The 13,782-nt window shown below is 65.5% G+C and carries 9 protein-coding genes; 4 read left to right on the top strand and 5 right to left on the bottom strand.

The genetic code is table 11. The annotated features are described in order from the left end of the window. Window positions 1-94 precede the first annotated feature (94 nt). The 5 genes from F4827_RS06315 to F4827_RS06295 form a co-directional block, all read right to left on the bottom strand. A complete protein-coding gene (locus F4827_RS06315; protein WP_183722925.1) occupies window positions 95-898 on the bottom strand; it encodes an alpha/beta fold hydrolase in 804 nt (267 codons plus the stop codon). A gap of 102 nt (window positions 899-1,000) precedes the next feature. Further along, window positions 1,001-3,565, bottom strand: coding sequence for a ComEC/Rec2 family competence protein (locus F4827_RS06310; protein WP_183722923.1), 2,565 nt, complete (start codon window positions 3,563-3,565; stop codon window positions 1,001-1,003). A gap of 102 nt (window positions 3,566-3,667) precedes the next feature. Next, a complete protein-coding gene (locus F4827_RS06305) occupies window positions 3,668-4,456 on the bottom strand; it encodes a TatD family hydrolase (protein WP_183722921.1) in 789 nt (262 codons plus the stop codon). Window positions 4,457-4,486: 30 nt separating this feature from the next. Then, window positions 4,487-5,218, bottom strand: coding sequence for a lipoprotein-releasing ABC transporter ATP-binding protein LolD (gene lolD / locus F4827_RS06300; RefSeq protein ID WP_183722919.1), 732 nt, complete (start codon window positions 5,216-5,218; stop codon window positions 4,487-4,489). Continuing rightward, window positions 5,211-6,464, bottom strand: coding sequence for a lipoprotein-releasing ABC transporter permease subunit (locus F4827_RS06295; protein ID WP_183722917.1), 1,254 nt, complete (start codon window positions 6,462-6,464; stop codon window positions 5,211-5,213). The genes lolD and F4827_RS06295 overlap by 8 nt, the downstream gene beginning before the upstream one ends. Window positions 6,465-7,964: 1,500 nt before the next feature. Here F4827_RS06295 and recJ point away from each other — a divergent pair. From recJ to F4827_RS06270, 4 genes are all read left to right on the top strand, one after another. Beyond that, entirely contained in the window at window positions 7,965-9,671 is a 1,707-nt protein-coding gene (gene recJ / locus F4827_RS06285) for a single-stranded-DNA-specific exonuclease RecJ (protein WP_183722913.1), read from the top strand. A gap of 140 nt (window positions 9,672-9,811) precedes the next feature. Continuing rightward, window positions 9,812-10,916 (top strand): peptide chain release factor 2 gene (gene prfB / locus F4827_RS06280; RefSeq protein WP_183722911.1). Its coding sequence is split into 2 segments (ribosomal slippage): window positions 9,812-9,892 and window positions 9,894-10,916, totalling 1,104 coding nucleotides; the frame shifts between segments, so codons are not numbered across the junction. A 132-nt stretch (window positions 10,917-11,048) separates the two neighbouring features. Further along, window positions 11,049-12,593, top strand: coding sequence for a lysine--tRNA ligase (gene lysS / locus F4827_RS06275; protein ID WP_183722909.1), 1,545 nt, complete (start codon window positions 11,049-11,051; stop codon window positions 12,591-12,593). A gap of 368 nt (window positions 12,594-12,961) precedes the next feature. Further along, complete coding sequence (locus tag F4827_RS06270) at window positions 12,962-13,705, top strand: glycine zipper 2TM domain-containing protein (protein ID WP_183722907.1); 744 nt, start codon at window positions 12,962-12,964, stop codon at window positions 13,703-13,705. Window positions 13,706-13,782: the final 77 nt, after the last annotated feature.

Genomic DNA, 13,782 nt, shown 5'->3' with positions numbered 1-13,782 from the left:
TCCTGTGCCCCGCCGCCATGCGTCCCGCGCACAACTTGTCAAGATCTGGTCGGGCGATCGCGCCCTTTGACTGGACGCGCGCCCTGGCCGATTTTCAGCCGCCGTTCTCCATCGCGTAGAGCATGCGCTGCACGGCGCGGGCGGTCTCGATGGGCCGCTCCATCGGATAGAGGTGGCTGCCTTCGATCCATTCAAGCCGCTCGCCCGCCAGCCGCCGCGTCGCCGCGATGCCGACCTGGCGCATCTCCTTCGATTGCGTGCCGGCGATGAAGCTGACCGGCACCGGCGAGCCGTGGGCGAGACGCGTGCCGAAGGTGTGCGGCAAGGTGCGATAGATCAGGTATTCGGTGCGGCGATCGAAAGCGAGCGTGCGCGTACCATCGGCTGAAGTCTGAGGAATACCGTGATCGATATAGTCGGACAACACACGCTCGTCCCAGCGCGCGAACGCCGGTTTCGAGTGGAAGTGCCGCCACGCCTCGTCGCGGCTCGCCCATTGGGTGCGACGGGTGCGCGTGGCCGCCGCGGGCGACAGCCGCTCGTCGAGCCCGGTCCATTGCGACACCTTGAGCATGCTGCTGCGCCAGCCCGCGATCACGGGCGAATCGAGCATCACCACGCCCCTCACCCACTGCGGTTTCCTGAGCGCCGCCATCAGCGACAAATAGCCGCCCAGCGAATGGCCTATCAGCCAGACCGGCGACTCGTAACGGCGGCCGATGTCTTCCAGCAACTGGTCGACGAGGTGCGGCCAGTCGCGCGTCACCGGAAAGCGCGTGTCATGACCGATGCGCTCGATGTAGCGCAGCTCGTAGGTATCGCCGAGTTCGGCGAACAGCGTGCGGTAGGTCGAGGCCGGAAAGCCGTTGGCGTGAGAAAAGTGGATGACGTTCTTCAATGTCTTGTTGTCTCCGTTCCTGATGGCGGGTGCGCCGGGGTATGCCGCGGCTTTGCGCCTGCTCCCTTTGTTTGTCTCGTTCTGTTGCGCCGCGGTCTTGAGCTACTCGCTCGCCGTATCCATCCAGTAACGCCGCTGGGTGTCGCGAAAGCGCTCGACGCTGAGCGTGCCGGGCGCGGCCTCGATGCGCACCGCGCCATCGGCGTCGCTGCGCGCCAGCACGATATGGCGCGAGGCGTAGCGCGCATAGACGCCCGGATGCGGATGATGAAAACGGTTCAGGTAGCCTACCTGAAATATCGCGACGAGCGGCCAGACAGAATCGAGGAACGGTTCAGTCGACGACGTGCGGCTGCCGTGATGCGGCACCACGAGCACCTGCGAGCGCAGTCCAGCGGCGTCGCGGGCGACCAGCGTGCGCTCCGTGCCCGCTTCGATATCGGCGGCTAGCAAGGCGGACACCGCGCCCACCCCGCCTTGCGCCGTGGCGACCCGCAGCACGCAGCAATGCGCATTGGGCTTGCCGGTGAGCGGCCCGGGGTCGGGCCAAAGCACCTCGAACGCCACGCCGTCCCATTGCCAGCGCTGCCCTGCCGCGCATTGCACGGTTTGCGCACCCCGCGTGCGCGCGCTCGCCCAGAGCGGATGAGCCGGCAGGATGCCCGCCACGAACGCGCCCACCGGCACGGCATCGAGCACGGCGGGCGCGCCGCCCGAATGATCGGAATCGTCGTGGCTGATCATGAGGGTGTCGAGGCGCATCACACCGTGCGTTTGTAGATAAGGCGCAACGATGCGCTCGCCCGCATGGGTCGACTCGGGCCCCGGCCCGGCGTCGAACAGCAAGGTGTGACGCGAGGTCTCCACCAGCACCGAGGTGCCCTGCCCGATATCCAGCGCCGTAAGCCGGAACGCGCCGGGCGGCGGTCCATGCGCAGAGGGTACGAGTAGCGGCAGCCAAGTAAAAGGCGCGAGCCAGCGCAACGGCCAGCCGCGCGGCGCAAGCAGCCAGGCGACACCGACGCCCGCGCAACACAACGCGAACACACCAGGCTGCGGCAGGCGCAGCAGCGCCCACGGCCAGCCTTCGAGCATGCCGAGCGCGTCGATCAGCCAACTGAGCATCGCATGCGCCGACTGCCACGCGAAAGCATCGAACGGCGCAGGCAGCGCCACGCCGGCCAGCACCATTGGAGTCACGAACATGCTCACCCACGGAATGGCACCCGCGTTGGCAAGCGGACCGATCAGCGGGATCTGCATGAACCAGTATGCAGACAATGGCGCGAGCGCCAGCGTGACCGCCCATTGAACGCGCGCGCTGTCGGCCAGCCTTCCTGCGAAGCGACGAATGAATGCGCGCCAACGCGCAGAGATACGGCTGGAAAAGACGCGTAGGCACCCCACACGCGGCGGCGCTGCATCGTGCTCGCGCATGGGATCGAGTTCGTCCGGCGAAAGCGCGGCGTCATCTTCGCGCCGCACGCGTGGCACGCCGCTCGCGGCAAACAGAATTGCCCCAACCGCGCCGAACGATAGCCAGAAACCGGGGGCCGTCACCGCCCAGGGATCGCGCAAGAGGACGAGTCCAAGCGCCCACGCCAGCACATGGCTTCGCGATACCTCGCGCGAGCGCCACAGTGCGATCGCCGTCACCGTGAGCATCCACAACGCGCGCTGCACTGGCACATTGAAACCCGCGAGCGCCGCATAGGCCGCCGCAGCCACCACCGCCCCCGCGACCGCCACCTGCTGCGCCGGGACGATCAGCGGCGCTTCGATACCTCGCCAGCGCGCCCGCCGCCAGAGCGCCCCCGCGATCCAGCCCGCGAGCCCGGCAACGAAAGCCAGATGCAAACCGGAGATCGCGACGAGGTGACTCGTTCCGGTATTGCGCAATCGCCGCCAGTCGTCGTCGCTGACAGCGTCCTGCGCGCCGGTCGCGAGCGCGACGACGATGCCCCGATGCGGCGCATCTGCGAGCGCCGCATCGATTCGCGCACGCACTACGGCGCGTGAGCGCTCGATCTGCACGCTCAAACTGCGAGCATCCGGTAGCAGCCGCTTTGCGCGCCGTTCATCGCTGACGTAACCGGTTGCACGCACGCCACGCGAAAGCAGCGTCGCCTCGGCATCGCGCAAACCGAAATTGCCTTGCGCATGCGGGCGTTTGAGCCGCACGTCAAGCCGCCAGCGTGCGCCGGGCACAAGCGGCGGCAAAGGCACATCGCGAGCGACCCAACTCAATTGAATGAGATCGGGCAGTGCTTGCGATTGAGAAGCCGGAATACGCCAGGACTCCACCGAGAAAAGAAAACTTGCGGCTCCCCGGTCTTGCGAAATCATGCGGGCGATATGGCCGCTCACTTCGACATCGCGTTTTTGCCACGAAGCAGGCAACGTCTGCGCGAGCCGCAGTTCCGCGCGCCACGCCGCATAACCCAGACCGATGCACACCGCGGCGATCCAGATCGCCAGCCACGCACCAGCATGCCGAGCCGCCTGCCAGCCGCGTGCGCTGTCGTGCCCGCGCCATGCCCAAACCGCCCACGTCAAGGCAAGCGACACACACAACAGCAAGCCGAGCCACGCGCCCCAACCCGGCAACTTCGCCAGCCGCTGCAACACGATCACACCCAGCGCAAATCCGCACCATACAGCCCGCATCGCCCCTCCCGAGAAGAGGCAAAACGAAGCCCGCGCGACCTTGCCCAAGCAACGTCACGTCGCCGACGCCAGACGCACAACGCGCCTCACCTCACGAGGAAATTATGCAGACGAAAGTGCGAGCCGCGGCAGCGCCGCCGCAGCGTTGGCCGTTGTGCCAAGGGCGAGTTCCTCGGGCGTCAGGCCACGCAAGGCCGCCAGTACGGCGCCGATGCGCGGCACCTGATCCGGGGTATTGCGCTGCTTATAAAGCCAGGACGGCGAGATATCGGGGGCATCGGTTTCCATCACGATCGCCTCCAGCGGCAATTCCTGTGCAAGCCGCCGGATCTGCAACGCACGCTCGAACGTCGTATTGCCGCCGAAACCCAGATGCATGCCGTGATCGATGAAGGCCTTCGCCTGCTGGAAACTGCCGTTGAACGCATGCGCGATGCCGCAGCGCACGCCATTGCGACGCAGGCCCGCCAGCACCTTGTCCTGCGCCTTGCGCACATGACAGATGGCGGGCAGTTCGAACTCGCGCGCAAGCTTCAGTTGCGCGTCATAAAAGTGCTGCTGGCGCGCCTCGTCGAGTCCCGGCACGAAAAAATCCAGACCGATTTCGCCGATGCCGACGAACTTCGGATCGTCGAGACTCGACGCGATCTGCGCGCGCAACGCCGTGATGTCCTCGTCGCGCGCGTCCGGCGTATAGAGCGGGTGAATCCCCAGCGCGTAGACCGCGCCGGGCGTGCGATGCGCGAGCGCGCGCACCGTGTCGAAGTTCCAGCGCGCAACGGCCGGAATCACGATGCGCGCGACGCCCGCCTCGCGTGCGTTCGAGGCCACCGCGCCGCGGTCCGCGTCGAACTCAGCGGCATCGAGATGGCAATGCGTGTCGATCCACATGAAGCGCGCTCCGCAGCAAGACCGCAGCCCTTAAACCGGCACGACCGGCTCTTCGTGCAGCATGCCGTCGCGCAGGCGCACGGTCCGGTCGCAACGCGCGGCGATCTCCTGATCGTGCGTGACGATCACGAAGCTCGTCTGGAACTGGTCGGACAGCTCCATCATCAGGTTGAAGACGTTATCCGCCGTGCTGCCGTCGAGGTTGCCGGTCGGTTCGTCGGCGAGCACGCAGGCCGGTCTGGTCACCAGCGCCCGCGCGATCGCCACGCGCTGGCGCTCGCCGCCCGACAACTCGCCCGGACGATGTTTCGCACGGTGCGCGAGACCCACGCGATCCAGGATCGCCATGGCTTCGGCGCGCGCGGCTTCCTGCGGCATGCGCCGAATGCGCAGCGGCATCGCCACGTTGTCGAGCGCCGTGAATTCGGGCAGCAGATGATGGAACTGATAGACGAAGCCCAGCGCGCGATTGCGCAGATCGTTGCGGTTGCGCTCGGAGAGTTCCGTAAACGGCTTGCCGAGCAGTTTGACGTTGCCGGTGCCCGGCTCGTCAAGGCCGCCCAGCACGTGCAAAAGCGTGCTCTTGCCCGAACCCGACGCGCCCACGATCGCCAGTTTTTCGCCGCGCTTCACCGTAATGTCGGTGTCGTGCAGCACCTGCACCGAAAGCGCGCCCTGACCGAACACCTTCGAGATGCCATGCGCTTCGATCACGTAGGGGTAATCGGGCGCCGCGGCCTGAATCGATTGACGCTCATTCATAACGCAGTGCCTCCGCGGGACGTACCTTGGCCGCGCGCCAGCTGGGATAGAGCGTCGCCAGCGCGGACAGCACGAACGCAATCAAGCCGATGCGGATCACGTCGCCGGCGACGAGTTCCGAAGGCAGCTCACTGATGAAATAGACCGAGGGCGGCAGGAACTGCACGCCAAGCAGATGTTCGATCATCGGCACCAGCCACGGAATGCTCCACGCGATCAGACAGCCGAGCGCGACGCCGATGCCGGTGCCCACGAAACCGATCGTCACGCCCTGCACCACGAAGATCTTCATGATCGAGCCAGGCTGCGCGCCGAGCGTGCGCAGGATCGCGATATCGGCCTGCTTGTTGGTGACCGTCATCACCAGCGACGACACCAGATTGAACGCGGCCACCGCGATGATCAGCGTAAGAATGATGAACATCATGCGCTTTTCGATCTGCACGGCGGAGAACCAGGTCTTGTTCTGCTGCGTCCAGTCACGGATATAAAGATCGCCGGAAAGCGTATGCACCAGTTGCCGCGCGACTTGCGGCGCGCGCTGCATGTCTTTGAGGCGCAGACGCACGCCGCTTGGCGCTGCAAGGCGATACAGCACTTCGGCGTCGCGGATGTTGACGAGCGCGAGCGTACTGTCGTATTCGTAATGCCCCGATTCGAACACGCCCGCCACGGTGAACTGCTTCAGGCGCGGCAACATGCCGGCCGGCGTGATAGTGCCTTCGGGTGCGACCAGCGTGACCTTGTCGCCCGTGGTGACGCCCAGACTCACGGCCAGATCCGCGCCCAGCACGATGTTGAAGCTGCCCGGCGTGAGGTCGTTCATGCTGCCGGCCTTCATTTCCTTGTCGATATCCGACACCTGCGGCTCTTCGGACGGCTCGATGCCGCGCAGGGCCACGCCGCTGACGCTGTCACCGCGGGTGAGCAGCGCCTGGGCGTCCACGTAGGGCGCCGCGCCGATCACTTCGGTATTGGTTTTGGCTTCCTTGGCCGTGAGCTGCCAGTCGGGCATCGAACCCGTCGGCGAAAAGATCTCGACGTGTGCGAGCACGGAGAGCATGCGGTCGCGCACGTCGCGCTGGAAGCCGTTCATCACCGACAGCACGACGATCAGCGCCGCCACGCCGAGCGCGATGCCCGACATCGAAATCAGCGCGATGAACGAGATGAAACCGTTGCCGGTCGTGCGCTTGCCGGCGCGCGTATAGCGCCAGCCTATCTGCCATTCGTAGGGAAGTTTCAAGCGAATCCTTTTGTGCTTCGTTGCTTCTGCTTCGTTTCCGCTCCGAATATGCGCAGTGAATACGCAATATTACGTGCCGGAGCAGATCGGCGATCAAGCGCGAAGTTTGCCACACTACGGCCCCCCGAAGGACTTTGCGGCGTCGCGTACGGCCCATCGCGCTTTGAGGATTGGACGCGCAAACCGCGCGCAGGTGCCACGCAGTTTGGTATCGGCGCATCCGCGATGCCGCATCGATCCGCACCGATCCGCACGTAAGTAGCTGATTTATAAGATGCGCGGCCTGGGCATGCCGATCCGCGGGGCGACCACCGCCCCGAGTCCCCGGCCTCGCGCGCCCGGCGCCGAAGTACAATGCCCCCCATCATGCCTGCTGACCGTCTCCATCTTCTCGTCCCGTTCGCGCTGCCCTCGGCGGCCGTGGCGTCCACCGCCCTTGCCGGCCTTCAGTACCCTGCGCTGTCGAAGCTGGTTTCGCGCGCGCGCGTCGGCGAAAAGGTGATCGGCGAGGACTTCCAGCGCACCTTGCCGCACGAGCGCTGGGTCGCACGGGCCTTCGGCGCGGCCGGCGCTGCTGCCGCCACGCACAACGGCGCAGCCGCCGACGACGAAGCGCCGCTCGCGCCGTGGATGCTGCTCGCCGACGGCGGCACGCCCGGCGACGCCACCTGGGCCTGTATCCAGCCCGTGCACGTACGCATCGCGCACGATCATCTGGTGCTGATCGATCCCGCCTCGCTCGAATTGACCGACGCCGACGCCGCCGCGCTTTACGCGGTCGCAAAGCCGCTGATCGAAGAACTGGGCATCCGCATCGAAGCGCCCACGCCGCAGCGCTGGTATCTGTCGAGCGATCAGTTCGGCACGCTCGCGGGCGCGTCCCCTTTGCGCGCGAGCGGCCGCAACATCGAAATCTGGCTGCCGCACGAAGCCCATTCCGGCCAGCGTTCGCGCGCCTGGATGAAGGTGCAGAACGAAGTGCAGATGGCGTGGTTCGAACATCCCGTCAATGAAGCGCGCGAGGCGCGCGGCCTGCCCGCCGTCAATTCGATCTGGTTCCATGCGCAGGGCGCGTTGCGACCGGTGCAGCGCGCCTTTGCGCGCGTGCACTCGGACGCCGCCGCCACGCGCGGCCTCGCGCTCGCCAGCGGCGCGGAACTCGGCGCGGTGCCCGCCACGTTCAAAGCGCAGAGCGCCGCGAACACGAATGCCAGCGCCAATGGCCAGGGCGCCACGCTCATCGAACTCGATCCATTTTCCGCCGCCTACATCCAGCAGGACTGGGGCCGCTGGAACGCCGCCTTCGCCCAACTGGAGCGGGACTGGTTCGCGCCCGGGCTCGCCGCGCTCGAAAGCGGCGAACTGGCCGAACTGGGCGTCACGCTATGCGGCGACACCGGATCGGTGACGCTCAACGCCACGCGCGGCGACCTGCGCAAATTCTGGCGACGCCGCGAATTCGCGTCGCTTTTCATCGAATAAATTCTGAAGCCGCAAAGCATGACCCGAATCGTCACCCGCGCCTGTCCCCCCGCCGATACCGAAGCGCTGATCCGTCACGGCCTGCATCCGGTGCTCGCGCGGCTCTACGCCGCGCGCGGCGTCTGCCAGCCCGACGACATCGAAACCGGCCTCGCCCGTTTGATCCCGCCCGCCGGCATGAAGGGCATCGATGAAGCCGCCATGCTGCTGGCCGACGCGCTCGAAGCCGACTGCCGCATGCTGGTGGTCGCCGACTACGACTGCGACGGCGCGACCGCCTGTGCCGTGGCCGTGCGCGGCCTGCGCATGATGGGCGCGCAGATCGACTATCTGGTGCCCAACCGCTTCGAGTACGGCTATGGCCTGACGCCCGAAATCGTCGCACTCGCCGCGCAGCGCAAGGGCGGCCCGCCCGACGTGCTGATCACCGTGGATAACGGTATCGCCAGCGTGGAAGGCGTGGAAGCGGCCAACGAACTCGGCATCGAAGTGCTCGTGACCGATCACCATTTGCCCGGCGACACGCTTCCCGACGCGCGCGCGATCGTCAATCCGAACCAGCCGGGCTGCGAGTTTCCGAGCAAGTGCATCGCGGGCGTGGGCGTGATGTTCTACACGCTGCTCGCGCTGCGCGCCGAAATGCGCCGGCGCGGCGCGTTCAACGAGGAGCGTCCGGAGCCGCGTCTGGACGGCCTGCTCGATCTGGTCGCGCTCGGCACCGTCGCCGACGTCGTGAAGCTCGATGCCAACAATCGCGTGCTGGTCGCGCAGGGCCTGCAGCGCATTCGCAACGGCCGCATGCAGCCGGGCATCGCCGCGCTCTTTCGCGCCGCGGGCCGCGAAGCGAAAAGCGCCTCGGGCTTCGATATGGGCTTTGCGCTCGGGCCGCGCCTGAACGCGGCGGGACGACTTTCGGACATGTCGCTGGGCATCGAGTTGCTGACCACCGACGACGCGGGCCGCGCCTGGGAACTCGCCCAGCAGCTCGACGGAATGAACCGCGAACGCCGCGAGATCGAAGCGGGCATGCAGCAGCAGGCGCTGGCCGATCTCGCCGATGTCGATCCGCAGGGTAACGCCACGATCACGCTGTTCAACGAGGGCTGGCATCAGGGCGTGATCGGTATCGTCGCGGGTCGGTTGAAGGAGAAGTTCCACCGCCCGGCCTTCACCTTTGCGCCGGCGGACGACAACGGCGAACTCGTCAAGGGTTCGGGCCGCTCGATTCCCGGCTTCCATCTGCGCGACGCCATCGACCTGATTTCCAAGCGCGAGCCTGGTCTGATTCACAAGTTTGGCGGCCACGCGATGGCCGCGGGCATGACGCTCGCCGCCGCCGACGTGCCGCGATTCGCCGAAGCGTTCGAGCGCGTGGGCCGCGAATGGCTGAGCGCAGAAGCCCTTTCGCGCACCGTGGAAACCGACGGCGATCTGGAAGATGCCTATTTCACGCCCGATTTCGTCGAAATGCTCGACGCGGCAGTGTGGGGCCAGGGCTTCCCGGCGCCGGTGTTTTCGGGCGAATTCGAGGTCGCTTCACAGGCGCTCGTGAAGGACAAGCACCTGAAGCTGCAGCTGCTGCGCGGGCGCCAGCGCTTCAACGCGATCTGGTTCAACCACACCGAAACGCTGCCGCAACACACCACCGTCGCCTACCGGCTCGTGCGCGACACCTGGAACGGCGTGTCGCGCGTGCAACTGGTGGTGGAGCACGCGGCGCTCTGACCCTGTCACAAGTCGCGCCGCTCTGATCCGCTCACGTGCCAAAACGCGGCCGCGCCCTGCGCGGCGCGGGCCTTTAGGCAGGGCGAAGCCATGCCCGATCGGCTATAATTGCGTGCTTTACAAGCCGGATCACGACAAAAATGGAAGCGGAACGTCTCAACGCGATCGAAGCCCTTTTGGCGGACCTGCGCTCACGCGCAGGCGAGCTACGGGGGTATCTTTGACTACGACGTAAAAGCCCGACGGCTCGTCGAAGTCAATAGCGAACTCGAAGACCCCAACGTCTGGAATGATGCCAAGCACGCACAGGGTCTCGGCAAGGAAAAGAAACTGCTCGAAGGCGTCGTGCACACGCTCGACGGTATCGAGAACGACACGCGCGACACCCAGGATCTCTTCGAGATGGCACGCGAAGAAGGCGATGAGGACACCCTCGTCTCCATCGAAGCCGATGCCCAGGAGATCGAAAAGCGCGTGGCCGACGTCGAGTTCCGCCGCATGTTCGCGAACCCGGCCGACCCGAACAACGCCTTTATCGACATCCAGGCCGGCGCCGGCGGCACCGAAGCCTGCGACTGGGCGTCCATGCTGCTGCGCCAGTACGTGCGTTACTGCGAGCGCAAGGGCTTCAAGACCGAAGTGCTGGAAGAATCGGAAGGCGACGTCGCCGGCATCAAGAGCGCGACGATCAAGGTCGAAGGCGAATACGCCTACGGCTTCCTGCGCACCGAAACCGGCATTCACCGCCTCGTGCGCAAGTCGCCGTTCGACTCGTCGGGCGGGCGTCATACGTCGTTCTCGTCGGTGTTCGTGTATCCGGAAATCGACGATTCGTTCGAGATCGAAGTCAATCCGGCCGATCTGCGTATCGACACCTACCGCGCTTCGGGCGCGGGTGGTCAGCACATCAACAAGACCGACTCCGCCGTGCGTATCACGCACGTGCCGTCGGGCATCGTCGTGCAGTGCCAGAACGACCGCTCGCAGCACCGCAACCGCGCCGAAGCCATGGCCATGCTCAAATCGCGCCTCTATGAAGCCGAAATGCGCAAGCGCCAGAGCGAGCAGGACAAGCTCGAAGCGGGCAAGTCGGATGTGGGCTGGGGTCACCAGATCCGCTCCTACGTGCTCGATAACAGCCGTATCAAGGATCTGCGCACCAACGTCGAAATCAGCAACACCAAGGCCGTGCTCGACGGCGATCTCGACGCCTTCATCAGCGCAAGCCTGAAACAGGGCGTGTAATTTATTGCGCGCCACGGCGGCGCTGCCGCTCAGTAGCCGCCCAGCCGCCGCCCTCTCCCGCAGCCCGGCATCGTCGAGATTGCCCGCGATGCCCGGCGCTGCCGGAATCGAACTCCAAGAACCCGAGCCATCATGACCGAACCGACCCAGCAGAACGCGCAGAACACGCCCAGCGCCGCGCCTGATATCGACGACAACCAGATCATCGCCGAGCGCCGCGAGAAACTGCGCGCGCTGCGCGAGGCAGGCGTCGCCTTCCCGAACGACTTCCGCCCCACCCACCACGCCGCCGACCTGCAGCGCGATCACGCCGACACCGACAAAGACGCACTCGAAGCGAATCCGCTCGAAGTGAAGATTGCCGGGCGCATGATGCTCAAGCGCGTGATGGGCAAGGCGAGCTTCGCGACGGTGCGCGACGGTTCGGGCCAGATCCAGTTCTTCATCACGCCCGCCGATGTGGGCGAAGCCACCTACGACGCCTTCAAGAAGTGGGACCTGGGCGATATCGTCGCGGCCACCGGCGTGCTGTTCCGCACCAACAAGGGCGAGCTGTCGGTGCGCTGCACGGAACTGCGCCTGTTGTCGAAGTCGCTGCGCCCGCTGCCGGACAAGTTCCACGGTCTCGCCGACCAGGAAATGCGCTATCGCCAGCGCTATGTCGACCTGATCGTCACGCCGGAATCGCGCGACACGTTCGTGGCGCGCACCAAGGCGATCTCGTCGGTGCGCCGCTTCATGGCGGAGGCGAACTTCATGGAAGTCGAAACGCCGATGCTGCACCCGATCCCGGGCGGCGCGGCGGCCAAGCCGTTCATCACGCACCACAACGCGCTCGATATGCAGATGTACATGCGTATCGCGCCCGAGCTGTATCTGAAGCGCCTCATCGTGGGCGGCTTCGAACGCGTGTTCGAAATCAACCGGAATTTCCGTAACGAAGGCGTTTCGCCGCGTCACAATCCGGAATTCACGATGATGGAGTTCTACGCCGCGTACACGGATTACCGCTGGCTGATGGACTTCACGGAACAACTGATCCGCCAGGCGGCTATCGACGCAAGCGGCAGCGCCACGCTCGAATACCAGGGCCGCGAACTCGATCTGGCGAAGCCGTTCCACCGCCTCACGATCGTGCAGGCGATCCAGAAGTACGCGCCGCAGTACACGAACGAACAACTCGCCGATGCCGCATTCCTGCGCACGGAACTGAAGAAGTTCGGCGTGGATGCCGAGCAGCCGCAGTTCCTGAACGCCGGCGTGGGCGCGCTGCAACTGGCGCTGTTCGAAGAAACGGCTGAATCGCAGCTGTGGGAGCCGACCTTCATCATCGATTACCCCGTGGAAGTGTCGCCGCTCGCACGCGCATCGGACACGATGCCGGGCATCACCGAGCGCTTCGAGCTGTTCATCACGGGCCGCGAGATCGCCAATGGTTTCTCGGAGCTGAACGATCCGGAAGACCAGGCCGCACGCTTCAAGAAGCAGGTCGAGCAAAAAGATGCGGGCGACGAAGAAGCCATGTTCTACGACGCCGACTACATTCGCGCGCTCGAATACGGTATGCCTCCGACGGGCGGTTGCGGTATCGGCATCGACCGTCTTGTCATGCTGCTGACCAACAGCGCGACGATTCGCGACGTCCTGCTCTTCCCGCACCTGCGCCGCGAAGACTAAGTCGCTGACGGATTCAGCCCGAACGGGGCGCATGCGGTTCACGCCGCATGCGCCCCGTTTCTTTTTGGCGAGCGGCTGGTGATCGGCAGCGCGAAACAGGCAATTATTTGTAACCTGAGGTAAAAGATGCCGCGTGCAGACGGGCGCGCGGCGGGCATGTCCTTTGCGCATATGGATGGAAAACCGCGCCGTGCAAGGCTGGGCAATGCTCCGACGTGAAGCCGGTCAAGCCCGCGCGGTTTCGGACGCGCCGCCCTGCGCAAGAGGTTACAGATTGAAACGCCCGGATCGCAGGATTGGCTCACACTGATTTGACGAGATTTACCGAATTTTCTTTCGAACCAACTCTGCAAAAGACGGAGCCTGTCATGAACTCTCCTGATCCGAAACTGACCACACAGACCACACCGGCATCGAATTCGACCACCAATCGTCGGATTCATCCGCTCATTGCCACCGCGGCTGGCGCAGTGATCGTAGCGAGCCTGGCGGCGACCGCGGCTATTACCGGCGTGTTCCCGAAAGCCTCCAGCAACCCCGAGCAAAGCGCGCAGAGCCAGACCGGCCAGACGACCGTGATGGCTTCGCAGCCGGTGGTCGATTCCACGCACGCCGCCACACCGGCGACGAGTGCGCAATATGCACAGAACACCGCGCCTGCGCAGCCCACGCCAATCCAGCAGCAGCAGGCACAGACCGCACAGGCGCCCGCCGCCCCGCCGCCGCAATACACGCAACAACAACAGTACGCCCAGGAAGCGCAGCAACAACAGCCGGCGTGCGCCGCGTGCGGCGTCGTCGAAAGCATTTCCGCTACGCGTCAGGAAGGTCACGGCACCGGCATCGGTGCGGTGGGCGGCGCAGTGGCGGGCGGCGTGGTCGGCAACCAGTTCGGCGCGGGTGGCGGCCGCACGGCCATGACGCTGCTGGGCGCACTGGGCGGCGGTCTGGCCGGTAACTCGGTGGAAAAGCATCTGCGCAGCACCACCGCGTATTCGGTTCGCGTGCGCATGGATAACGGCAAGACGCGCTACTTCACGTATCACGAAGCGCCGCCGTTCCAGCAAGGCCAGCGCGTGCGGATCGAACACGGCACGCTCGCTGCGGCTTAACTGCGTCAGCGCACCCAACAAAAAGGCGATTCACCGTGCAGGTGAATCGCCTTTTTCATTGTCTAAACGCGGAATCG

Origin of the sequence: Paraburkholderia bannensis, from assembly GCF_014200455.1 — a bacterium.
Lineage (GTDB): Bacteria > Pseudomonadota > Gammaproteobacteria > Burkholderiales > Burkholderiaceae > Paraburkholderia > Paraburkholderia bannensis_A.
This window is presented reverse-complemented; position numbering and strand designations above follow the sequence as displayed.